At 59.3% G+C, this 21,654-nt stretch carries 21 protein-coding genes and 1 tRNA gene; 12 read left to right on the top strand and 10 right to left on the bottom strand.

What is annotated here, in order from left to right; translation table 11 throughout:
- Window positions 1-82: 82 nt before the first annotated feature.
- From BMY73_RS11180 to BMY73_RS11160, 5 genes are all read right to left on the bottom strand, one after another.
- Window positions 83-574, bottom strand: a complete 492-nt coding sequence (locus BMY73_RS11180; RefSeq protein WP_062379447.1) for a hypothetical protein — start codon at window positions 572-574, stop codon at window positions 83-85.
- A 156-nt stretch (window positions 575-730) separates the two neighbouring features.
- Window positions 731-806: transfer RNA gene (locus BMY73_RS11175), tRNA-Phe, on the bottom strand.
- Between the two features lie 102 nt (window positions 807-908).
- Window positions 909-1,181, bottom strand: coding sequence for an oxidative damage protection protein (locus BMY73_RS11170; RefSeq protein ID WP_062379437.1), 273 nt, complete (start codon window positions 1,179-1,181; stop codon window positions 909-911).
- Complete coding sequence (gene mutY / locus BMY73_RS11165; RefSeq protein WP_092407102.1) at window positions 1,178-2,245, bottom strand: A/G-specific adenine glycosylase; 1,068 nt, start codon at window positions 2,243-2,245, stop codon at window positions 1,178-1,180. Before mutY ends, BMY73_RS11170 begins: the two co-directional genes overlap by 4 nt.
- Before the next feature lie 193 nt (window positions 2,246-2,438).
- Window positions 2,439-4,676: an AsmA family protein gene (locus BMY73_RS11160; protein ID WP_092407100.1), complete on the bottom strand. Its 2,238-nt coding sequence runs from the start codon at window positions 4,674-4,676 to the stop codon at window positions 2,439-2,441.
- 322 nt (window positions 4,677-4,998) lie between these two features.
- Here BMY73_RS11160 and BMY73_RS11155 point away from each other — a divergent pair, with 322 nt between their 5' ends.
- From BMY73_RS11155 to BMY73_RS11125, 7 genes are all read left to right on the top strand, one after another.
- Window positions 4,999-6,660: an OFA family MFS transporter gene (locus BMY73_RS11155; RefSeq protein ID WP_062379431.1), complete on the top strand. Its 1,662-nt coding sequence runs from the start codon at window positions 4,999-5,001 to the stop codon at window positions 6,658-6,660.
- A gap of 322 nt (window positions 6,661-6,982) precedes the next feature.
- A complete protein-coding gene (hisB, locus tag BMY73_RS11150; RefSeq protein ID WP_062379429.1) occupies window positions 6,983-7,576 on the top strand; it encodes an imidazoleglycerol-phosphate dehydratase HisB in 594 nt (197 codons plus the stop codon).
- Window positions 7,576-8,214: an imidazole glycerol phosphate synthase subunit HisH gene (gene hisH / locus BMY73_RS11145; protein WP_062379427.1), complete on the top strand. Its 639-nt coding sequence runs from the start codon at window positions 7,576-7,578 to the stop codon at window positions 8,212-8,214. Before hisB ends, hisH begins: the two co-directional genes overlap by 1 nt.
- Window positions 8,214-8,471, top strand: coding sequence for a DUF2164 domain-containing protein (locus BMY73_RS11140; RefSeq protein WP_062379425.1), 258 nt, complete (start codon window positions 8,214-8,216; stop codon window positions 8,469-8,471). Before hisH ends, BMY73_RS11140 begins: the two co-directional genes overlap by 1 nt.
- Before the next feature lie 89 nt (window positions 8,472-8,560).
- A complete protein-coding gene (gene hisA, locus BMY73_RS11135; protein ID WP_062379424.1) occupies window positions 8,561-9,298 on the top strand; it encodes a 1-(5-phosphoribosyl)-5-[(5-phosphoribosylamino)methylideneamino]imidazole-4-carboxamide isomerase in 738 nt (245 codons plus the stop codon).
- 117 nt (window positions 9,299-9,415) lie between these two features.
- Complete coding sequence (gene hisF, locus BMY73_RS11130; RefSeq protein WP_062379423.1) at window positions 9,416-10,186, top strand: imidazole glycerol phosphate synthase subunit HisF; 771 nt, start codon at window positions 9,416-9,418, stop codon at window positions 10,184-10,186.
- 283 nt (window positions 10,187-10,469) lie between these two features.
- A complete protein-coding gene (locus tag BMY73_RS11125; protein WP_092407098.1) occupies window positions 10,470-11,225 on the top strand; it encodes a substrate-binding periplasmic protein in 756 nt (251 codons plus the stop codon).
- Window positions 11,226-11,427: 202 nt separating this feature from the next.
- On the opposite strand, the gene BMY73_RS11120 is transcribed toward BMY73_RS11125, so the two are convergent.
- From BMY73_RS11120 to gpmI, 4 genes are all read right to left on the bottom strand, one after another.
- Window positions 11,428-12,201 (bottom strand): divergent polysaccharide deacetylase family protein, encoded by a 774-nt coding sequence (locus BMY73_RS11120; RefSeq protein WP_371914970.1) that lies wholly within the window; start codon window positions 12,199-12,201, stop codon window positions 11,428-11,430.
- A gap of 40 nt (window positions 12,202-12,241) precedes the next feature.
- Window positions 12,242-13,573, bottom strand: a complete 1,332-nt coding sequence (locus BMY73_RS11115) for a S41 family peptidase (RefSeq protein ID WP_062379415.1) — start codon at window positions 13,571-13,573, stop codon at window positions 12,242-12,244.
- Between the two features lie 30 nt (window positions 13,574-13,603).
- The gene (locus BMY73_RS11110) at window positions 13,604-14,914 is read right to left on the bottom strand and encodes a murein hydrolase activator EnvC family protein (protein WP_092407094.1); all 1,311 of its coding nucleotides are present in this window, start codon (window positions 14,912-14,914) and stop codon (window positions 13,604-13,606) included.
- Window positions 14,915-15,053: 139 nt separating this feature from the next.
- Window positions 15,054-16,589, bottom strand: coding sequence for a 2,3-bisphosphoglycerate-independent phosphoglycerate mutase (gene gpmI / locus BMY73_RS11105; protein ID WP_092407092.1), 1,536 nt, complete (start codon window positions 16,587-16,589; stop codon window positions 15,054-15,056).
- 145 nt (window positions 16,590-16,734) lie between these two features.
- Here gpmI and BMY73_RS11100 point away from each other — a divergent pair, with 145 nt between their 5' ends.
- Genes BMY73_RS11100 through secB form a run of 3 tightly spaced genes read left to right on the top strand, consistent with a single transcriptional unit; the run spans window position 16,735 to window position 17,935 of the window.
- Window positions 16,735-17,148: a rhodanese-like domain-containing protein gene (locus BMY73_RS11100; protein WP_062379410.1), complete on the top strand. Its 414-nt coding sequence runs from the start codon at window positions 16,735-16,737 to the stop codon at window positions 17,146-17,148.
- Between the two features lies 1 nt (window position 17,149).
- Window positions 17,150-17,404, top strand: a complete 255-nt coding sequence (gene grxC / locus BMY73_RS11095) for a glutaredoxin 3 (protein WP_062379408.1) — start codon at window positions 17,150-17,152, stop codon at window positions 17,402-17,404.
- A 45-nt stretch (window positions 17,405-17,449) separates the two neighbouring features.
- Complete coding sequence (secB, locus tag BMY73_RS11090) at window positions 17,450-17,935, top strand: protein-export chaperone SecB (protein ID WP_074758056.1); 486 nt, start codon at window positions 17,450-17,452, stop codon at window positions 17,933-17,935.
- Between the two features lie 290 nt (window positions 17,936-18,225).
- Here secB and trmL read toward each other — a convergent pair whose 3' ends face one another.
- Window positions 18,226-18,681, bottom strand: a complete 456-nt coding sequence (gene trmL, locus BMY73_RS11085) for a tRNA (uridine(34)/cytosine(34)/5-carboxymethylaminomethyluridine(34)-2'-O)-methyltransferase TrmL (RefSeq protein WP_062379405.1) — start codon at window positions 18,679-18,681, stop codon at window positions 18,226-18,228.
- On the opposite strand from trmL, the gene BMY73_RS11080 reads away from it, so the two are divergent.
- Complete coding sequence (locus tag BMY73_RS11080) at window positions 18,680-19,120, top strand: hypothetical protein (RefSeq protein ID WP_092407090.1); 441 nt, start codon at window positions 18,680-18,682, stop codon at window positions 19,118-19,120. The two genes, trmL and BMY73_RS11080, sit on opposite strands and share 2 nt — an antisense overlap.
- 1,049 nt (window positions 19,121-20,169) lie before the next feature.
- The gene (locus tag BMY73_RS11075; protein ID WP_092407088.1) at window positions 20,170-21,549 is read left to right on the top strand and encodes an OprD family porin; all 1,380 of its coding nucleotides are present in this window, start codon (window positions 20,170-20,172) and stop codon (window positions 21,547-21,549) included.
- The last annotated feature ends 105 nt before the right edge of the window (window positions 21,550-21,654 follow it).

The following is a 21,654-nucleotide window of genomic DNA, read 5'->3' as shown; positions in this document are numbered from 1 at the left end:
CCTTTATTGAGAAGGAGTTGCATTCTCGTAGTGGCGCAAAGCTACCGTCTTGACCCGCGTCATGCAAATTAAAACTGGTGTGTTACCGCCGACCAGCGTCGCGAGCGTTTTTACGCTGAAGGATGTCGGAGGCCAGGTTGTAGGCGTCCTGGAATTCGTCGCTGCCCAGCCATTCGACGGTCACGTCCTCTTCTTCGTCGTGGAAAATTCCGCGGTAGACGATCAGCAAAGCCATCAGGAAATCGGTGGCCGGGTCTTCTTCTTCCTCGGCGATCACCAGCTCCAGCACCGGGTATTGCAGGAACACGACACACATGGCCAGCAGGCTGATCGACTCTGCGGCCTTCATCGCCTGGAACAGGTCGTCGTAGTCGGCTGGCTCGAAGCCGTTCTCCATGATGTCCTTGAAGTCGAATTTGCTCAGGTCGAGGAACACATCGTCGAACGGCTCATTCACGGACGGATGATTCAGCACCGGATGGACCGGGCTTGGCTTGCCCTTGCCGGAGCGGTTCTGCTTGGCCTTCGCTTTGGCCCGCTGGGCGCGTTTTTGCTGTTTGTCTGGGGAGGCCATGCGCGTCGGTCCTTTTGCAGGCGAGGGTGGTTTGGCGGTGGGCTATTGAATCGCAGCCGCTGGCATTTACCAAGGGCAGCCGGGCGGGATTGTCCCGAAAAATCGTAGCCAATAAAAAACCCCTGAATCTTTCGATGCAGGGGTTTTTCGGTATTTTGGTGCCCAGAGACGGAATCGAACCGCCGACACGGGGATTTTCAATCCCCTGCTCTACCGACTGAGCTATCTGGGCAACGGGGCGCATTAGACGTGTTTTTCAGGAGGTCGTCAAGCGTGTTGTGGAAAAAAATTTGAATTATTTCCTCCGCTTACGACGAACACCGTCTGCAAAGGGTTATTCGGCCGGTGGAACGTAGCCTTCGGCCTTTGCGTATTCCTCGCCGGAGAGGTACTTGTCCATCTCGGTCTGCAGGAACTTGCGATCCTCGGCGTTCATCATGTTCAGACGGCGCTCGTTGATCAGCAGTGTCTGGTGTTTCTGCCAGTCGGCCCAGGCTTTCTGGGAAACGTGGTTGTAGATGTCTTCGCCTTTGGCGCCTGGATACGGTGGGCGGTCCAGGCCGGGCAGTTCTTCTTTGTACTTGCGGCACATTACGGTGCGGGTCATGACGACTCTCCTGCGTTCAATACGTCGGCTGCGTGTTTCAGCAGCTTCTTCACCGGGGCGGCGAGGCCCAGGCGTGGCGGGGTGGCGAGGTTATACCAGAGCCAGTCGTCCTCGGCCACGTGATGGGCGGACTCCTCGACCCGGACCAGCCAGGGCTCGATGGTCAGTTGAAAATGGCTGAACGTGTGGATCAATCCGGGCATTGCCTGATGCTCGCCCATTTCCAGCGCATGCTGATCGGCCAGATGCTGCATGTCATCGAATTCGTCCAGCTCCGGCAAGCTCCAGAGACCGCCCCACAAGCCGGTCGATGGGCGACGGTAAAGCAGGATCTCGCCCTGGTGGTTGGCGAATATCGGCATCAAGGTGCGCTTTTGCGGGACGGTCTTGCGCGGCTTGGGGATCGGGTAGCGCGTTTCCTGACCGAGCATGTGCGCTTCGCAGCCGCGTTCCAGCGGACATAGCAGGCAGCTGGGCTTGCTGCGCGTGCAGAGCGTGGCACCCAGGTCCATCATCGCTTGCGTGTAGTGATTGACCCGGCTGTGAGGCGTGAAGCGTTCTGCAGTCGCCCACATTTGCTTCGCGACCTTCGGCTCCCCCGGATAACCCTCTTGGGCAGTAAAGCGCGCCAGCACGCGTTTGACGTTGCCGTCGAGGATCGGCGCCCGAATGCCCATGCTGATGCTGGCGATGGCGCCTGCCGTTGAAAGCCCAATGCCGGGCAGCCCGGTGAGCTTTTCGACGTCGCGCGGGAACTCGCCACCGTGTTCGGCGACGACGATTTTCGCGGCTTTTTGCAGGTTGCGGGCGCGAGTGTAATAACCCAGGCCAGTCCACAGGTGCAGGACTTCGTCTTCCGGCGCTTCCGCCAGGGCCTGGACGGTGGGCAGCGCTTCCATGAACCGGTCGAAGTAACTCAACACGGTGCTGACCTGGGTTTGTTGCAGCATGATTTCCGACACCCAGACGCGATAAGGCGTGATGTCGCGTTGCCAGGGAAGGTCGTGACGGCCGTGGCGGTCGTACCAGTCGAGGACCGCAGAGGAGAACTGCTCGGGTTGCATCATGGTTCCGGTGTTCAGGGAAAAGGGTTGAGGCAGGTTTGCCCTCTATCTCTGTGGGCGCCGGCTTGCCGGCGAATGCGGTATGTCTGCACCGAATCAGGTGATGGATACACCGCATTCGCCACCGTCGTAACCTCCGGCAGCTCCCACAGATGTTGTGTCGTTTTGCCAGTCCGGGACTGGCAGCCGACGGTTACCGCTTGAACAATCCCTTGATGGCGTCTTTGAGTTCAGGACTGACCTTGTCGCCCAGCTTTTCGTCGATCTTGTCGCCAATGCGGTCAGTGGCGAGTTTCGCTGCCACCTTGCCGAGACCTTCGTTATCCAGACGGCAGGCCTTGGCACCCAGCTCCAGTGGACCACGGCAGAGGATCGGCCATTCGATGCCGACAAAGCGCGGGTTCACTTCACAGGCCGGGTCCGGCATGTCGCTCTTGTCGCCTTCGATGATCACGCCGACCCGGTAGTTCATGCCCAGCACGCGCAGGTCGATGTCGCCATCGCCGTTGACCGTGAGGCCCGGCGTGCGGACTTTCAGGTCAGGGTTGCTCGCCACGCCATTACGGAACACCAGGTTGCCGTTGAGCTGCTGGAACGGCGTGTCTTTGCCGCGCGGCTCCCCGCTCAGCGTCTTGCGGTTCAGCGTCGAGATACCACGGCACAGCTGCTGTTCAAGGTTGGCGTTGACCAGCACGCCGTCGTTGAGCGCGAAGCTGGCGGTGCCGTTGAGGCTTTCGACCAGCGCTTTCTCGCTATTGCCCTTGGCGGTGACGTCACTGTTCAGATTCAGCAGGCCGCGCAGCGGAGGCGTGGTGCCCTGGCTCTGGATGAAACGCTCGACCGGCACCTTGACGATGTGGGTCTGCACGCTGGCCAGCGGGACATCCGGGCGCACGTCCAGATTGCCTTTGACTTCGAAGTTGCCGTTGTAGAGGTCACCGCGCAGGCTGTCGACCTTGATCACGCCGTCCAGCGCCGAGGTTTTGAGCGCTGCGTTCTGGATCGGCAGTTTCTCGACGGTCAGCTTGCCGAAACTCAGATCGGCGTCGACATCGAGCTTGCGCATGCGCTCCAGCGGCAGCAGCCGGGTGTCGCTCCATGCTACTTGTGTCGGCTGATTAGGCAGCGGACTGGTCCCGGACGCCGCCATGGCTTCGGCTTCGTTGCCCTGAACTTCGGTTTTGCGCGCAGCGCCTGCGGCCTTGGCCTGTTCGCTCTGTGGCGGGCGATAACGGTCCGCGTCAAACGTATCGGCCTTCAACTGAAGGCGCAGGGACTGCCTGGCGAAATCGTCGACGGCGACTCGGCCGGTGAAGGTGCTGTCATCAAGGCGCAGTGTGAGGTCGTCCAGCGAGACACTGTTTTGCGTCGCCGCGATACGGCTGACCATTTCCAGTCGGGTCAGGCTGTTGTCGCCCAGGCTTGGCGCGGTCTGGCCGACGCTGTCGAGGAACTCACGCAGGTTGAACTGGGCGATGGAAATGCCGCCGCTCAGTTGAGGTGCCTTGTCCAGGTCGCGTACATGCAACTCGCCCAGGGCGCGCAGCTGATTGGCGGAAAACTTGAGGTTGGTCCACTCGGCGACGTTGGCCGACATGTCGGCCAGCAGCTGACCTTGCGCCGAGAACGTCAGGGTCTTGCCTTGCAGCGGATCGCCTGCCGCTTCGCCCGAGAAGCGCATGTCGTCGAACTGATAACGCTTGAGCGCGCGGTCGAACCGCAGCTTGCCGGTCAGTTCCGTCTTGGTGCGGATCACGGGCTGGTTGGTGCTGAGGAAGGCGGTCAGCTTGACCGGAATGTCAGTGGCGTTGTGGATCGGACCGGTGCTCAGTTGAATGCTCTCGGCGGTGAACTGCCGGGTTTTCTGCACATCGTTGAAGTCCACGCGTGCGTTGTTCACGGTCAGGCTGTCGATGTCCAGTTTGAGCGGTTGCCAGGCCTTGTCCGGCTTGGCGGTCGCGGCGTCCGCCGGGGTGTCCGGGGAGGACTGAGCCACGGGAGGCTGCGCGGGACTGGCCGCAGTGGCAGGCACCTTGCCGATGTCCTCCCAGTTGCCGTGACCGTTTTCGTCTCGGGTGAGCATCAGATTGAGCCCTTCAACCCGCACGTCACTCATCTGCACTTCTTTGCGCAGCAAGGGCAGCACGCGGACCGAGAGGCCCAGCATCTGCAAGTCGGCAAACGGTTTTGACGGCTCGGTCAGCGTGGCGACACTGGCGTCGTGCAGCTCCAGGCCAAGCCAGGGGAACAGGCTCCAGCCAATGTCGCCGTTGAGCGTCAGCTCGACGTGGGCCCTTTCGCGGACCAGTTTACGAATCTCGTCTTTGTAATCGTTGGGATCAAACAGATGGGTCAGGGCAAAGCCGAGAGCCACGATGATCAGCAACAGCCCGAGAATGAATAGTCCCAGGATTTTGCCGAACGCTTTCATGGGCGAGTCCTTGTAATCGAGTCGTTCAAAATTTAGCCCGCGAGTATAGCGCTCTCAGGCAGGCATCGGGCCCTGGATAGTCACAGGTGCCGTAGAGGCGTTCGTACAGTGACAGACGGCATAAAAAAGGTAGTAGCAGATTGCTTTCTTTGGCGTGTCAAATGGTAATCTTTCGCCCTTCGCGGGTCATGCTGCGTCGAAATGTCACGTAATGAGGCTTTCTGCCGATAAAACTCCCGATGCTTGCGTGCATGAAGAGGAGTGGCGGAATCAATGCCGTTGTTCTTGCGGGACACAACTATAAATAGGGGCAAAACATAAGATGACTACAAGCACTGCTCTGGGCGGTTCCTTCGCTCAGCCTGCGTTCTTGTCCAAAGAACGCATTATCGCCAAGCGTGGCTTCAACCGCTGGATGGTTCCACCGGCTGCACTGGCGATTCACCTGTGTATCGGTATGGCGTACGGCTTCTCAGTGTTCTGGTTGCCGCTTTCCAAGGCGATCGGCATCAAGACGGCCGTTGCCTGCGCTCCGGACATGGGGTTTTTCGAGCAAGTCTTCTCGTCCAGTTGCGACTGGCCGATCTCCATGCTCGGCTGGATCTACACCCTGTTCTTCATCTTCCTGGGTTGCTCGGCGGCCATCTGGGGCGGCTGGCTGGAACACGCCGGTCCTCGTAAAGCCGGCGTCGTCTCGGCCCTGTGCTGGTGTGGCGGTCTGATGCTCTCGGCGCTGGGTGTCTACACCCACCAGATCTGGCTGATGTGGATTGGTTCGGGTGTGATCGGTGGTATCGGTCTGGGCCTGGGTTACATCTCGCCTGTTTCGACCCTGATCAAGTGGTTCCCGGACAAGCGCGGCATGGCGACCGGCATGGCGATCATGGGTTTCGGCGGCGGCGCGATGGTCGGTGCTCCACTGGCGACCGCGTTGATGAGCCATTTCGCAACGCCTGACAGCGTGGGCGTATGGCAAAGCTTCGTCGCCATGGCCGCGATTTACTTCGTCTTCATGATCGGTGGCGCTCTGGCGTACCGCGTTCCGCCAACCGGCTGGAAACCTGAGGGCTGGACCGCTCCTGCGAAGAAAACCAACAGCGCGATGATCACCAACCGCCACGTACACGTCAGCGTTGCGTGGAAAACCCCGCAATTCCGTCTGGTGTGGCTGGTGCTGTGCCTGAACGTTTCGGCGGGCATCGGGATCCTCGGCATGGCTTCGCCTTTGCTGCAGGAAGTGTTCGGCGGCAAGCTGCTGGGCACCGATCAGGCGTTTGGTCAGCTGGATGCTTCGCAACTGGCCGCTATTGCTGCCATCGCAGCCGGCTTCACCGGTCTGCTGAGCCTGTTCAACATTGGTGGCCGCTTCTTCTGGGCGTCGTTCTCGGACTACATCGGCCGTAAAGCCACGTATTTCGTGTTCTTTGCGCTGGGCTTCCTGCTTTACGCATCGGTGCCGACGTTGAGCCACCTGGGCAGCGTTGCGCTGTTCGTTGCAGCGTTCTGCGTCGTGCTGTCGATGTACGGCGGCGGCTTCGCGACCGTTCCGGCGTATCTGGCTGACCTGTTCGGTACACAGATGGTCGGTGCGATCCACGGTCGTCTGCTGACCGCGTGGGCTGCGGCTGGCGTGCTGGGTCCGGTGCTGGTGAACTACCTGCGTGAATATCAACTGAGCCACGGCGTTGCACGTGCCGACGCTTACGACATCACGCTGTACATCCTCGCCGGTCTGCTGGTGCTGGGCTTCATCTGCAACCTGCTGGTGCGCCCGGTGGCCGACAAGTACTTCATGACCGACGCGGAATTGAAGGCGGAACAGGCCATTGGTCACGACGCTGGCGCCGACCACACCACTTCCCTTGAGTGGAAAGCGGACGCAGGCACCAAGCCTCTGGCGATCCTGGCCTGGCTGGCCGTGGGCATTCCGCTGGCGTGGGGCGTGTGGATCACCCTGCAGAAAACAGCGGTGTTGTTTCACTAAGCCGCTTTCGGTGTTGGCCTGACTCTTCAGGCTGATACCGCACAGAGGCGGCCTGAATCGCAGCGCCGCCGCATCTCCTGTAGGAGCGCGCTTGCCCGCGATTACGGTTTGTCTGTGATGCATCTGTGAACTGACACGCCGCCATCGCGGGCAAGCGCGCTCCTACAGGGTTCTGTGTTGTCCTGTCCTTGCTTGTGCAGACATGTCTAGCGCCTCGGCGCATTACCCCCCCCCGTCCGCCATAACACGTCTCGTGTTTCTGTTTCCCTCCTACACGCCTATAATGTCCGCCTTTTCGCCCAATGATTTTGCGGAGCTGGTGATGGCCGAACGTAAGGCGTTCGTCGAGCGCGACACCCTGGAAACCCAGATCAAAGCCTCGATCAACCTGGATGGCACCGGAAAGGCCCGATTCGATATCGGCGTTCCTTTTCTTGAACACATGCTCGACCAGATCGCCCGTCACGGGCTGATCGATCTGGATATCGAAAGCAAAGGCGACCTGCATATTGACGACCACCACACGGTGGAGGACGTCGGTATCACCTTGGGTCAGGCTTTCAGCAAAGCCATTGGCGACAAAAAGGGCATCCGTCGGTACGGCCACGCCTATGTCCCGCTGGACGAAGCGCTGTCGCGCGTGGTCATCGACTTCTCCGGTCGTCCTGGCTTGCAGATGCATGTGCCGTACACCCGCGCCACCGTGGGTGGCTTCGACGTGGACCTGTTCCAGGAGTTCTTCCAGGGCTTCGTCAACCACGCGAACGTCACGCTGCACATCGACAACCTGCGCGGTCACAACACCCACCACCAGATCGAAACCGTGTTCAAGGCGTTCGGCCGCGCGCTGCGCATGGCCGTCGAGCTGGACGACCGCATGGCCGGCCAGATGCCTTCGACCAAGGGCGTGCTGTAATGCAGACGGTCGCCGTTATTGACTACGGCATGGGCAACCTGCATTCGGTGGCCAAGGCCCTTGAACACGTCGGCGCTGGCCGTGTACTGATCACCAGCGACGCCGACGTGATTCGTGAAGCCGACCGGGTCGTGTTTCCCGGTGTCGGCGCGATCCGCGACTGCATGGCTGAAATCCGTCGCCTGGGTTTCGATGCGCTGGTGCGTGAGGTTAGCCAGGACCGTCCGTTCCTTGGCATCTGCGTCGGCATGCAGGCGCTGATGGACCGCAGCGAAGAGAACGATGGCGTCGACTGCATCGGTGTCTTTCCCGGTCAGGTGCGATTTTTCGGCAAGGACCTTCACGAAGACGGGCAACACCTCAAAGTCCCGCACATGGGCTGGAACGAAGTGACGCAGGCCGTGGATCACCCGCTGTGGCATAACATTCCGGACAAGGCGCGGTTCTACTTCGTGCACAGTTATTACATCGACTCGCCGAACCCTCGGCAGATCGTTGGTCGTGGTCACTATGGTCGCGATTTCGCGGCGGCACTGGCTGATGGCTCGCGTTTTGCCGTGCAGTTTCACCCGGAGAAGAGCCACACCCATGGCCTGCAACTGCTGCAGAACTTCGCTGCGTGGGACGGCCGCTGGTAATGAGCAAGAAGAACAAACCGCCGATCCTGACCCTCACTCCCGAGCAGGAGAGTGAGGCGTGTCTCAAGATCAAGCGGTTCATGGAAGACCGCTTCGAACTGGACCTGGGTTCCTTCGAAGCGGCTGAAATCCTTGAATTGTTCTCCCGTGAAATTGCGCCGCACTATTACAACCGGGCGATTTTCGATGTTCAGGCGCACTTGAAAGAGCGCTTCGAAAGCATCGAAAGCGATGTCTGGGCGCTCGAGAAAAATTAAAGGCGGCTTCAAGCTGCAAGAATGATTGACGCGTATCTGCTCGCAGCTTACCGCTTGCAGCGCGCAGCTCTTTGACGAAGGAAAAGCTCATGCTGATTATTCCCGCTATCGACCTCAAAGACGGTGCCTGCGTGCGCCTTCGTCAGGGTCGCATGGAAGATTCCACGGTGTTCTCCGACGATCCGGTGAGCATGGCTGCCAAGTGGGTTGAAGGCGGTTGCCGTCGTCTGCATCTGGTCGATCTGAACGGCGCGTTCGAAGGCCAGCCGGTCAACGGTGAGGTGGTCACGGCCATTGCGAAACGTTATCCGAATCTGCCGATCCAGATCGGCGGCGGCATCCGCTCGCTGGAAACCATCGAGCACTACGTCAAAGCCGGCGTGAGCTACGTAATCATTGGCACCAAGGCGGTCAAGGAGCCTGAGTTCGTCGCCGAGGCCTGCCGCGCGTTTCCGGGCAAGGTGATCGTCGGTCTGGACGCCAAGGATGGCTTCGTCGCCACCGACGGCTGGGCTGAGGTCAGCTCCGTTCAGGTGATCGACCTGGCCAAGCGTTTCGAAGCGGACGGCGTCTCGGCCATCGTTTATACCGACATCGCCAAAGACGGCATGATGCAGGGCTGCAACGTCCCGTTCACCGCGGCGTTGGCAGCTGCGACGAAGATTCCGGTCATTGCCTCTGGCGGCATCCACAACCTGGGCGACATTAAGGCGCTGCTGGACGCGAAAGCGCCGGGCATCATTGGCGCAATCACCGGGCGTGCGATCTATGAAGGCACGCTGGATGTGGCTGAAGCCCAGGCGTTCTGTGATCAGTACTCGATCTGAATTGTAGGAGCGCGCTTGCTCGCGATAAAACCGGTCAGGTATGCATCTGTCACAGGTAGAACGCTTTCGCGGGCAAGCGCGCTCCTTCAGGTGTCCAAACTTTCGGAGATAAGGCCCATGGCCCTCGCCAAACGCATCATCCCTTGCCTCGATGTCGACAACGGTCGCGTGGTCAAGGGCGTCAAGTTCGAGAACATTCGTGACGCTGGCGATCCCGTGGAGATCGCCCGTCGCTATGACGAGCAGGGTGCCGACGAGATTACCTTTCTCGACATCACTGCCAGTGTCGATGGCCGTGACACGACGTTGCACACCGTGGAGCGCATGGCCAGTCAGGTGTTTATCCCGCTGACGGTGGGCGGCGGCGTTCGGACGGTGCAGGACATTCGTAACCTGCTCAATGCCGGTGCCGACAAGGTGTCCATCAACACTGCTGCGGTCTTCAACCCTGAATTCGTGGGTGAAGCGGCCGCGCGTTTTGGCTCGCAGTGCATTGTCGTGGCGATCGACGCCAAGAAGGTGTCCGGGCCGGGTGAAGAACCGCGCTGGGAGATCTTCACCCACGGCGGTCGCAAGCCAACCGGTCTGGATGCGGTGATGTGGGCCAAGAAGATGGAAGGCCTGGGTGCCGGTGAGATTCTGCTGACCAGCATGGATCAGGATGGCATGAAAAACGGCTTCGATCTGGGTGTGACCCGTGCAATCAGCGATGCGCTGGGGATTCCGGTTATCGCATCGGGTGGTGTGGGCAACCTGCAGCATCTGGCTGACGGTGTGCTCGAAGGCCACGCGAGCGCCGTTCTGGCCGCGAGCATTTTTCACTTCGGTGAATACACCGTGCCGGAAGCCAAGGCGTTCATGGCCAAACAAGGCATTGTGATTCGCTGATAGCTGATGCAAGCCCCTCATCTGTGGAAGTGATGATCGCTCCCACGCTCTGCGTGGGAGTGACTCGCGTGACGCTCTGCATCACAGGGACGCGGAGCGTCCTGTCTGCATGCCCACGCAGAGCGTGGGAACGATCATGGGGGGACGATCGAGCCGCTGAACTGCCCGTCCCAGACGCTTCGAGACACTTCTGTCCTGAAAGCGACTCCTCCCTTTCCCGAACTGGACAACGCCCTGTGTTACCGGCACTCTCTTGCCGTCGTCAGGATCGGGTGCCAGGGATATGTTCAAAGGTGTTTTTCTTGCGCTGATCAGCATTGCCACATTGCTGACAGGGACGGCCCGGGCTGGTGATGCGCCGGCGTATTCGATGGTGCTGCTCACTGAGAATTTCCCGCCCTACAACATGGCCGTCGATGGCAAGAACTTCGCCCAGGAAAGCAATATTCAGGGCATTGCCGTCGAAATCGTTCGCGCAACCTTCAAGCGTGCCGGTATCGGCTACAACATGACGCTGCGCTTCCCATGGGACCGCATTTACAAACTTGCGCTGGAGAAACCCGGTTACGGCGTATTCGTGACTGCGCGGTTGCCTGAGCGCGAGAAGCTCTTCAAATGGGTCGGTCCTATCGGGCCGGATGACTGGATCATGCTGGGCAAAGCCGACAGCCCGATTCAGTTGAATACCCTGGACGACGCGCGTCAGTACAGGATCGGCGCCTACAAAGGTGATGCAATAGCCGAAGAGCTGGGGCGTCAGGGCTTGAATCCGATTCTGGTACTCAGCGACAAGGACAACGCCAAGAAGCTGGTCGACGGGCAGATCGACCTCTGGGCCACGGGCGACCCGGCCGGGCGTTATCTGGCGCGGCAAGAGGGCGTGACCGGATTGAAAACCGTGCTGCGCTTCAACAGCGCCGAGTTGTTCCTGGCGCTGAACAAGGATACCCCGGATGAGGTGGTGAATAAGCTGCAGACCGCGCTGGATCAGTTACGCAAGGAAGGGACGGTGGACAGCATTTTGGGTAAATACCTATGACCTGTTGGGGCCGACCCTGACATCGCCTATCCCCTGTAGGTGCAATTCCAGGAAGTCGCTTATCCCTTGTAGGAGCAATCCGAGGTTACGAGGGTCGCGAATGCGGGGTGTCAGGCGCTGGGGATTTATCGAATGTACCGGCCTCTTCGCGGCCCTCGTAACCTCGGACTGCTGCTAAAGGGGGCCGTGTAAGCCGGTAGATCTACCGATAAACCCCATTCTTCCCGTGACCGCCCATTGCCTGATTGCCGCGCAGGCTGATCATGTGGCGAAGCTCGATCCAGTCGATGCCTTGAGCCTTGAGCTTGGGCAACTCACGCTCCAGCACTTCCATGGTCACCGGGTACGGATGGCCGATCATCACCGCCGTGCCTTGTTTGTGCGCCAGCTTGATTGCGCTTTGTAGCTGACCGCTGATGGCCTCTGCGGTGCGCTCGTCGTCCAGAAACACATCCCGGGAAAGACTGGCCAGGCCGATTTTCTGAGCCTCGGCTGCGGCGACGGTCTTGGCGCTCGTGCGGCTGTCGACCAGAAACAGATGCCGACGCTGAAGCTCGCCCACCAGCCAGCTCATCGCCTCAGGCTCGGCGGTCATGCGACTGCCTTCGTGGTTGTTGATGCCTGCCGCATACGGCACTTTCAACAGCGCCGCATTGAGCCGCGATTCGAGCTCCGTCAGCGGAAGGTCCGGACGCCAGGCGTAAGGCCCGGTGGCTGGGTCCATGGGCATGTGCAGCATCACCGTCTTGCCAGCCTTGTGGGCCTGACGCGCGAATTCGGTGGCGTGCGGGGTGTCCGGCATGATCGCCAGCGTCACCGGGCCGGGTAGGGCCAGCGCACGGCTGTCCTTTTGAGGACTTTGCCCGAGGTCATCGATGATCAGACTGATGTAGGCGACCTTCGGCACTTTGCCGTCGGTTTGCGAGGGTTCGACGGAGGCCGCGTGTGCGGCATCCGTCAGAACGAGCGTCATCATTGCAAGGGCCCTGACGAGCCCGGTCAACCGGAAGCGCATATCAATTGCCGCGTGTGACACTCAATCCCTTGAGCAGACTGAGGGCCTGGTTCAACTGGTAGTCGTCGTCCTGCGGACGCGCTTTACCCGCTTTGGACTTGGTGGTCGGTTTGTCCGCGCCGCCGTTGCCGTTGCCCAGGTGGCCGAGCAGGTCGGCCTCTTTGTAGTTCTCGCCATCGGCCTCTGTGGTGACCTTGGCTCGTTTGACTTCGATGTCCGGGTTGATGCCTTGCGCCTGAATCGAACGGCCGTTCGGCGTGTAGTACAGCGCCGTGGTGAGCTTCAGCGCACGGTCGTTGGCCAGCGGCAGAACGGTCTGCACGGAACCCTTGCCGAACGAATCGGTGCCCATCAGGATGCCGCGTTTCTGATCTTGCAAGGCGCCGGCGACGATCTCGGAAGCCGAGGCGCTGCCGCCGTTGATCAACACCACCAGTGGCACGCCTTCGCTGGCGTCCGCCGGGTCTGCCGAGAAGCGCAGTTCGGAGTTCGCGATGCGGCCCTTGGTGTAGACGATCAGGCCCTTGGTCAGGAAGTGGTCAGCCACTTCGACCGCTGCCTGCAACACACCGCCCGGGTTGTTGCGCAGGTCGAGGATCAGGCCGTTCATCTTCTTGCCGTTTTCCTTGCGCAGCTTGGCCAGCGCCTTGCCGACTTCTTCACCGGTCTTGACCTGGAACTGAGTGATACGGATATAGCCGTAGCCAGGCTCAAGCATCTGCGACTTCACGCTCTTGACCTGAATGGTCGCGCGGGCCAGCGTCACGTCGAACGGGTTGCCGCCGTCGCGCACCAGCGTCAGGGTGATCTTCTCGCCGATCTTGCCGCGCATCTTGTCGACCGCTTCCTGCATGGTCTGGCCCTGGGTCGGCGCGCCGTTGATCTTGACGATCAGGTCGCCGGCTTCGATGCCCGCCTTGGAAGCCGGTGTGTCGTCGATCGGAGAGACGACCTTTATAAAGCCGTCCTCTACGCCGACCTCGATGCCCAGCCCGCCGAACTCGCCGCTGGTGCTTTCCTGCAGCTCCTGAAAGTCTTCAGGGCCCAGGTAGGCAGAGTGCGGATCGAGGTTGCTGAGCATGCCCTTGATGGCGTTTTCCAGCAGGGTCTTGTCATCGACCGGCTCGACATACGCGGCTTTGATCCGGTCCATCACCTCGGCAAAGGTGCGCAGTTCATCAAGCGGCAACGGCGCCTTGATGTTCGCGGCATTGGCAGGTGCGGAAGCAGCAGGCGCCGCAGCGGGGGCGGCACCGGCTGCCTGCGCGAGAGGCGCGCCGATAACCACGGCGATAGTCAGGGCCAGCGAGGTGAGGCGGGACGAAAACAGCATGTCTTACGAACTCCTGAGTGAGGTGTCGACTTATCCTTGAGAGCGACACCATTGGGCCGGATCACTAGGGCGACCCTGCTGACGAATAGCGAAATACAGCGCCGGAGTGTCCTGACCGCCACCACTGTTGCCGACGGTGGAGATTGCTTCTCCGGCTTTTACAACGTCCCCAGCTTCCTTCAACAGACTCTGGTTGTGACCGTACAGACTCAAATAACCGTTGCCGTGGTCGAGAATGACCAGCAGCCCGGCGCCTCGCAACCAGTCGGCGAAGACCACACGACCACCATGCACAGCGTGTACCTGACTGCCCGCGGCAGCGCTGATCAGCACGCCATCCCACTTGGTTCGCTCGTCATCGCCGCGGGTTTCACCGAAACGCGCCAACAATCGACCATCAACAGGCCAAGGAAGTTTTCCCTTTGCCTGGTCAAAAGGTCCGCCATACGACTGACCGGCGCTGGAAACCAGTGCGCCGGGTGCTTTGGTGGGGCGACGCGGTGCCTCATTGCTGTCGTCTTTTCCGCGGCTTTTGGCCAGCGCTTCTTGCTCGCGCTGGCGTTTTTCGGCTTCCTGCTGAGCCAGTAGCGCCTTCTGACGCGCCTCTTCGGCCTCGCGGGCTTGCCGCGCAAGGGTTTCTTCAATGGTTTTGAGGACTTTAGTCAGGTCTGCCTGATCTTGCTGGCGAGCCTGGAGTTTCTGGTCGCGAGCCTTGTAGTCCTGATTTAGCTTGGCCAACGCCACCTGGCGTTGCTGGCGAACGGTGTCGAGCTGTGCTTTCTGGTCATCCAGCGAGCTCTTCTGCACCAGGAGCTGGGCCTGTTGCAGGTCGATGTCTTTTTCGACTTCGGCCAATTGGCGCAACGTTTCGTTGAAGCTGCGCAACTGCTCCAGGCGGGCCTTGCTCAGGTAGTCGTAATAGGTGAGGGTACGCGCGAATTTCTCGGGGTTCTGCTGATTGAGCAGCAGTTTAAGGTATTCCTGACGCCCGCTCTGATAGGCGGCGCGGGCCTGGATCGCGATCAGGCGTTGCTGTTCAGCGCGTGCGCTTTGGAGTTTTTTTTTCTCTCCATCGAGCCGTTGAAGCTCGGTTTCACTCTTTTTTAGTTCTTTCTGCAGGGCCTCCACCTGCTTTTCCAGCTTGCCCATTTCGGTTTCGGTTGAGCGCAGATCTTTCTGAACGCCGGACTTTTCCTCTTGGAGTTGGCTCAGCGCCTTCTTCAGTTCGGTAATGTCCTGACGCGTGGCATCCAGCTGTTTTTGGGTTTGTGCGCGCTCGTCGTCGGCAAAAGCCGGATTGAGCAGACAAATCAAAGCGAGGGCGATCAGGGCGCGAAGCATGGAGTTGGGCGATACCAGGAGTGAAGACGGGCTTAGTATGCCCGGCAGTGGCTGCAAAAAAAACGCTCAAAGGGCCGCGCTTTCAGACATTTCATACAAAAACCGGCCTGCCGGTTAACGGCAGGCCGGTTGCGACGGCTTATTTGGCAACCAGAATCGAAGTGCCGGTCATTTCTTTCGGAATGTCCATGCCCAACAGCGTCAGCATGGTTGGAGCCACGTCCGCCAGGACGCCGCCTTCGCGGACCTTCAGGTCACGCTTGCCGACATAGATGAAAGGCACTGGCTCAGTGGTGTGCGCGGTATGCGGCTGGTGAGTCTTCTCGTCGGTCATCTGCTCGACGTTGCCGTGGTCAGCGGTGATCAGGGCCTCGCCACCGACCTTCTCCAGCGCCTCGGTGATGCGGCCAACGCACACGTCCAGGCACTCAACGGCCTTGATCGCGGCTTCCATGATGCCGCTGTGACCGACCATGTCACCGTTGGCGTAGTTGACCACGATCACATCAAAACGCTGGTTTTCAATGGCGTCCACGATTTTGTCGGTGACCTCCGGCGCGCTCATTTCTGGCTGCAGGTCGTAGGTCGCGACTTTCGGCGACGGGATCAGGATGCGCTCTTCGCCAGGGAACGGCTCTTCACGGCCACCCGAGAAGAAGAAGGTGACGTGCGCATATTTCTCGGTTTCGGCGATACGCAACTGGGTTTTGCCGTTGTTCGCCAGGTACTCGCCCAGCACATTGTGCAGGCCTTCTTTGGTGAACGCAGCCGGCGCCGGAAGGGTGGCGGCGTACTGAGTCAGCATCACGAAGCCAGCGAGTTTTGGCTGACGGGCGCGGGCGAAGTCCTTGAAATCGTCTTCGACGAACACACGGGTCAGCTCACGGGCGCGGTCGGCGCGGAAGTTCATGAACACGACGGCGTCGCCGTCTTCGACCTTGACCTTTTCGCCGATGCTCGTGGCTTTGACGAATTCGTCGTTTTCGTCGCGCGCGTAAGCGGCGTCCAGCGCGGCCTTGGCGTTGTCAGCGTGAAATTCGGAGGTGCCGTCGACAATCAGGTTGTAGGCGGATTCGACACGGTCCCAGCGGTTGTCGCGGTCCATGGCGAAGTAGCGGCCAATGATCGTTGCGGTGCGGCCTTTGCCCAGACGCTTGTAGGCGGTTTCCATGGTGTCGAGGTACTGATGCGCGCTGCGTGGCGGCGTATCGCGGCCATCCAGGAAAGCGTGCAGGTAGATCTTCTCGGCGCCACGTTTGACGGCCAGTTCAACCATCGCCACCAGGTGGTCTTCGTGGCTGTGGACGCCGCCATCGGACAGCAGGCCCATGATGTGCACGGCCTTGCCAGCGCCCACGGCCTTGTCCACGGCTGCGCAGATCGTCGGGTTTTCGAAGAACTCACCGTCGCGGATCGCTTTGGTCACGCGCGTGAAGTCCTGATACACGACGCGGCCCGCGCCCAGGTTCATGTGGCCGACTTCGGAGTTGCCCATCTGGCCGTCTGGCAGACCGACATCCATTCCCGAACCCGAGATCAGGCCGTTGGGCATGGTCTTGTAGAGGCGATCGAAGACCGGCATCTTCGCTTCGTAGACCGCATTGCCGTCGTGGCTGTCGCTGTGACCGAAGCCGTCCAGGATGATCAGAACCAAAGGTTTAGGCGTGGTAGTCATGAATCCCACTCTTGGTGAAAAGATGAAGTAGAGAAAAGATCGACAGTTTAGGGACAAGTTCAGACGGCGTCACTGCCGTACGGGCTTTGGCCGACCTTGGGTGCTGTGTATACTGGCCGACATTTTAACGCCCTGGAACCTAATGATGGTTGATCACCTGATTGCATTTGCCACGAATCACTATTTGATCTCTGGCGCTTTCGTCATCCTGCTGGCACTGCTGATCGCGACAGAATTGAACAAGGGCGGCAAAAGCCTGAGCACCGGTGAACTGACTGCGCTGGTCAATCGTGACGAGGCGGTGGTCATCGATGTGCGTCCGAAGAAGGACTATGCCACCGGTCATATCGTCGGCGCCCTGAACTTCCCGCAGGACAAGGTCATGTCCCGTACTTCGGAGCTTGAGAAGTACAAATCCAAGACCCTGATCATCGTCGATGCCGCCGGCCAGCACGCAGGGCACGTGGCCAGCGAGTTGCTCAAGGCCGGTTTCACCGCTGCCAAGCTGTCCGGTGGCGTTTCGTCGTGGCGCGGCGACAACCTGCCGCTGGTGAAGTGAAATGGCTGAAGTCGTCGTCTACTCCAGCGATTATTGCCCTTACTGCTCGCGCGCCAAGTACCTGCTCGAGAGCAAGAACGTCGACTTCGAGGAGATCAAGGTCGATGGCAAGCCACAGATTCGCGCTGAAATGACCAAAAAGGCTGGCCGCACGTCGGTGCCTCAGATCTGGATCGGCTCGGTCCATGTCGGTGGCTGCGACGACCTGTTCGCCCTGGAGCGCGCTGGCAAGCTCGACGCACTGTTGAGCGCCTGAATTCGAACCCTACGCACAAGACCTTAAAAGTAAGAAGGATCTGAGATGACCGATCAAACGAATAACGGCGCCACTTCCAACGAAGAAGCACCACAGTTCTCCCTGCAACGCATCTACGTTCGTGACCTGTCCTTCGAAGCGCCAAAAAGCCCGGCGATCTTCCGTCAGGAATGGACCCCAAGCGTGAGCCTGGACCTGAACACCCGTCAGAAGCAGCTGGAAAATGACTTCTACGAAGTCGTGCTGACCCTGTCGGTCGAAGTGAAGAACGGCGAAGAAATTGCCTTCATCGCTGAAGTCCAGCAAGCCGGTATCTTCCTGATCAAGGGGCTGGACGCGGCGTCGATGAGCCACACCCTGGGTGCGTTCTGCCCGAACATCCTGTTCCCGTATGCCCGTGAAACCATCGACAGCCTGGTTGTCCGTGGCTCGTTCCCTGCGCTGATGCTGGCCCCGGTGAACTTCGATGCCCTTTACGCCCAAGAGCTGCAGCGTATGCAGGAATCCGGCGAAACGCCGACCGTTCAGTAAGCCTTGCGGCCTGAATGAAAAAAAGCGCCTGTGATGGGCGCTTTTTTTGTATGGGCGGACGCTAAGAGCTGTAGGAGCGTGGCTTGTCCCGCGATCGGCGGGGAACCCGTCGTAAATTCGTGTGATGTGCGGTGTACCAAAAATACCGTGGTCGCTGCATTTGCTGCCGGTGCCCGGCAGATCGCGGGACAAGCCACGCTCCTACAGGTGTGGATGCGATCGGTGTAGGAGTGAGCTTGCTCGCGATCAGGCCCGCAGGGCATCCGTGTAGCGATCCTGCGCCGGAAGGGTTATTTAAAACCCAGCTGCCGCCAGCCTTCGTAAACGGCCACCGCCACGGTGTTCGACAGGTTCAGGCTGCGGCAGCCTTCACGCATGGGCAGGCGCAGGCGTTGCTCGCTCGACAGCGGGTCCAGGACTTCGGGTGGCAAACCACGGCTTTCCGGGCCGAACACAAAGGCGTCGCCCTCCTGAAACGCCACATCATGGAAAGGTTTCGAGCCCTTCGTGGTAAAAGCGAACAGGCGGGGATGACCGATGCTTTCCAGGCAACTGGCAAGATCGGCGTGGCGATGCAGGGTGGCGTACTCGTGGTAATCGAGGCCGGCACGACGCAGGCGTTTGTCATCCAGCTCGAAGCCCAGTGGCTCGATCAAATGCAGGCTGCAGCCGCTGTTGGCGCAGAGCCTGATGATGTTGCCGGTATTCGGCGGAATTTCTGGTTGAAAAAGGATCACGTGAAACATGCACGGCTCCGAACATAAGGGCGGGGTGCATTCTACCCCCGAAGAGGATCCGCGGCCGAAGCTATGGCCACGGTTTTTGGGGTCGATTGCGATTTTCGGGGTCATGGTCGGGCTGATGATCGGCCGTCTGACCACGCCGGACCCCATAGCGCTGCAGCGGATCGAGGCGTTGCCCAATGGCGTGGCGGTGTGGTTCAACCGTGAGCCACAGTTGCACGGCGAAATCGTTGACGGCGCTGTGGCGCTGCTGTTCAACGCAACAGGCGAAGCGCAACGGGGCGAACTGAAGCTCAACGGTCGAGATGTGCGCTGGAGGGTGCAGAAAAGCGATAAGGGATTGTTGCTGAACCTGCTGGCGACCCGTCCATTGCGCGGTGAGTGGCACGGCGCAACGCTGGACGGGCGCTGGAGACTCGAGGTGAGTCTCCGAGAGGAATAAAAGAGGGGAATCCCCGGCCTGCCTGTACCAAGGTCCCCAAAACTGGTGATGCTTAACCTATTGCAGCCTGCGTGCCAGTTTTGAGAATTCTCGGTAGGAAAGGTGAAGACATCTCGTAAGGCCCCGGTTTAAAGCGCTAACCGGGCGCTCTCAAGAAACAGGCGTGATGTAGGTCGTTCGGATCAACGTTCACGTTTGGGTGTTTATTGATCAGTTTTGCACGCTATTTGCGCATTTTTGGGTCGCGAGTGACCAAAGTGATGCACGACCGAACCCGATGCGAACCTGCTACCGATTTGTGGAAGCTGCGTCGTGCTGACGAACCCTTGGAAGAATTACTGCTTGAACGGGGTCGCTTGAGGGCATCAGCGGAGAGAAATGGCGGCGGACCGGTGACCTTTCATCGAATTGTCACAATCTGTAAATAGGATCGGTCCGCCTGCGAGAGCTGTCGCTACTTTCGTTCCGCATGTGTACGGCCGAGCCAGCAGCGGCGACAGGGGATTGTCAGCAGACTTCGGCCACGAAATCGCGCCGGCACGTTTCGCCAGTTAACTGATGAGCCTGTTCGTCGGCTAGATAAAAAACCGACCGCGAGCAGGGTGACAACAGTAACAATCGCGTCTACGCGCTAATTAATTTCATTGCTTTCAAAGAGTTATAACTGGAATGCTCATGCTGTTTCGCACGACGACCGTGACTCGGTAGTCAAGTTCCAGTCGTACGATGTGCCAAAACGGAACGATCTGACGAACGGCGCAGAAATATTTTTTGGGAATTAGGTAAAGACGCCGATACACTCCGCAACGGACGGCTGAAACGGCTTGTGACATATAACTGCTTAGCATAAAAGCAGGTCTAAAAAGTCGTTTTAGGTTTAAAGGATTTCCCTTACCTTGCAGCCAGCTGTAAACGCGGTCTAGTCAATTAGTCTGGGGGCCATTGACTCTCTGAGTCGGGTCCAGCGCTAATCGCGCATCCGCGGTCTTGAGCCTTAGGTCTCAGTACCGAGGAACTACAAAAATTAGATTCAAGAGGAGCGAAACACAATGAAGAAATCCACCCTGGCCTTGGCCGTGTACGCAGGTGTAATGGCCACTCAGGCTGGTGCAGCTGGTTTCCTGGAAGACAGCAAGGCAACCCTCAGTTCCCGTACTCTTTACTTCGAACAAGACCCACGTGAGCCGTCTGCGAGCGGTGCTAAAGGTCAGGATCAGCGTCAGACCACTCAGGGCTTCCTGTTCAACTTCATCTCGGGTTACACCCCTGGCACCGTAGGCTTCGGTCTCGACGTGCAAGGTATGTACGGTATCAACCTGAGCGGTGGTATCGATAACCGCGCCGCCAACGGCAGCACTGCGAACACCGTTTCGCCAACCAGCTCCGACGGCACTCCAGAGCACAACTGGGCTCGCGCAGGTGCCAACGTCAAAGCGAAGATCTCCAAGACCGAGCTGAAAATCGGTAACGCTCTGCAGCCAAACCTGCCGATCCTGGTATCGAACGACGGTCGTCTGCTGCCGCAAACCTTTGAAGGTGGGATCGTCACTTCCAAGGACATCGACAACCTGACCCTGACTGCAGGTAAGCTGACCAAGGCTGCTGGCCGTGCCTCCACCAACTACGACAACCTGTCGGTTTCGGGTGGTACCAAGGGCTCCAACAACTTCCAGTTCGCCGGTGCTGACTACAAGCTCACCAAAGACCTGACCCTGCAGTACTACTACGCCAACCTGGAAGACTATTACAACCAGCACTTCTTCGGTTTGCTGCATGTTCTGCCAATCGGTGAAGACCAGTCGTTCAAAACCGACCTGCGTTACTTCCACAGCACTTCCGATGGCAAGAACGGCCAGTCCAACAACGTTGGCTACCGTCTGACCGGCAACGGTTATTCGGGTACCGGTAGCGATACCGGCGAGATCGACAACGATCTGTGGACCGCGATGTTCACCTATACCCTGGGTGGCCACGCCTTCATGCTGGGTTACCAGTCCTCGAGCGACAGCGGCGCCATGCCGATCATCAACAACGGCAGCGTAGTTGACGGCCGTGGTCGTAACGAAGGTGAAGGTGGTAACTCCGTTTACCTGTTCACCGACAGCATGATCACCAACTTCACCCGCGCCGGTGAGAAGACCAAGTTTGGTCAGTACTCGTACGACTTCGCACGCGTTGGCGTTCCTGGCCTGAAAGCTGCGATCGCTTACCTGCACGGTGACCAGATCCGTACCAGCGCTACGGGTGCACGCGGCTCCGAGTGGGAACGCGACATGCGTATCGACTACGTCTTCCAGGATAGCTTCCTGAAAGGCTTCGGTGTGACTGTACGTCGTGCGAACCTGCGTTCGGATTCCGATCTGTACCCGCTGCAGCAGAACGTCGACCAGACTCGCGTTATCCTCAACTACACCTACGCATTCAAGTAAGTGTGTTGAGTTGTTGAGTTAAAAAGAACCCCGCTTCGGCGGGGTTTTTTTATGCCTGAAACGATGAGGATCATCACCATTCGTTCCTTCAGTTTTGAGGCATCG

Source organism: Pseudomonas sp. NFACC02 (genome assembly GCF_900110765.1).
GTDB lineage: Bacteria > Pseudomonadota > Gammaproteobacteria > Pseudomonadales > Pseudomonadaceae > Aquipseudomonas.
The sequence above is the reverse complement of the archived record's forward strand: the minus strand, read 5'-3'. Positions and strand labels throughout refer to the sequence as shown.

Bases quoted from the DNA above. Each gene is read 5' to 3' on its own strand.
- BMY73_RS11180 (WP_062379447.1), bottom strand. From the start codon at position 574: ATGGCCTCCCCAGACAAACAGCAAAAACGCGCCCAGCGGGCCAAAGCG.
- BMY73_RS11170 (WP_062379437.1), bottom strand. From the start codon at position 1,181: ATGACCCGCACCGTAATGTGCCGCAAGTACAAAGAAGAACTGCCCGGC.
- mutY (WP_092407102.1), bottom strand. From the start codon at position 2,245: ATGCAACCCGAGCAGTTCTCCTCTGCGGTCCTCGACTGGTACGACCGC.
- BMY73_RS11160 (WP_092407100.1), bottom strand. From the start codon at position 4,676: ATGAAAGCGTTCGGCAAAATCCTGGGACTATTCATTCTCGGGCTGTTG.
- BMY73_RS11155 (WP_062379431.1), top strand. From the start codon at position 4,999: ATGACTACAAGCACTGCTCTGGGCGGTTCCTTCGCTCAGCCTGCGTTC.
- hisB (WP_062379429.1), top strand. From the start codon at position 6,983: ATGGCCGAACGTAAGGCGTTCGTCGAGCGCGACACCCTGGAAACCCAG.
- hisH (WP_062379427.1), top strand. From the start codon at position 7,576: ATGCAGACGGTCGCCGTTATTGACTACGGCATGGGCAACCTGCATTCG.
- BMY73_RS11140 (WP_062379425.1), top strand. From the start codon at position 8,214: ATGAGCAAGAAGAACAAACCGCCGATCCTGACCCTCACTCCCGAGCAG.
- hisA (WP_062379424.1), top strand. From the start codon at position 8,561: ATGCTGATTATTCCCGCTATCGACCTCAAAGACGGTGCCTGCGTGCGC.
- hisF (WP_062379423.1), top strand. From the start codon at position 9,416: ATGGCCCTCGCCAAACGCATCATCCCTTGCCTCGATGTCGACAACGGT.
- BMY73_RS11125 (WP_092407098.1), top strand. From the start codon at position 10,470: ATGTTCAAAGGTGTTTTTCTTGCGCTGATCAGCATTGCCACATTGCTG.
- BMY73_RS11120 (WP_371914970.1), bottom strand. From the start codon at position 12,201: ATGATGACGCTCGTTCTGACGGATGCCGCACACGCGGCCTCCGTCGAA.
- BMY73_RS11115 (WP_062379415.1), bottom strand. From the start codon at position 13,573: ATGCTGTTTTCGTCCCGCCTCACCTCGCTGGCCCTGACTATCGCCGTG.
- BMY73_RS11110 (WP_092407094.1), bottom strand. From the start codon at position 14,914: ATGCTTCGCGCCCTGATCGCCCTCGCTTTGATTTGTCTGCTCAATCCG.
- gpmI (WP_092407092.1), bottom strand. From the start codon at position 16,589: ATGACTACCACGCCTAAACCTTTGGTTCTGATCATCCTGGACGGCTTC.
- BMY73_RS11100 (WP_062379410.1), top strand. From the start codon at position 16,735: ATGGTTGATCACCTGATTGCATTTGCCACGAATCACTATTTGATCTCT.
- grxC (WP_062379408.1), top strand. From the start codon at position 17,150: ATGGCTGAAGTCGTCGTCTACTCCAGCGATTATTGCCCTTACTGCTCG.
- secB (WP_074758056.1), top strand. From the start codon at position 17,450: ATGACCGATCAAACGAATAACGGCGCCACTTCCAACGAAGAAGCACCA.
- BMY73_RS11080 (WP_092407090.1), top strand. From the start codon at position 18,680: ATGCACGGCTCCGAACATAAGGGCGGGGTGCATTCTACCCCCGAAGAG.
- trmL (WP_062379405.1), bottom strand. From the start codon at position 18,681: ATGTTTCACGTGATCCTTTTTCAACCAGAAATTCCGCCGAATACCGGC.
- BMY73_RS11075 (WP_092407088.1), top strand. From the start codon at position 20,170: ATGAAGAAATCCACCCTGGCCTTGGCCGTGTACGCAGGTGTAATGGCC.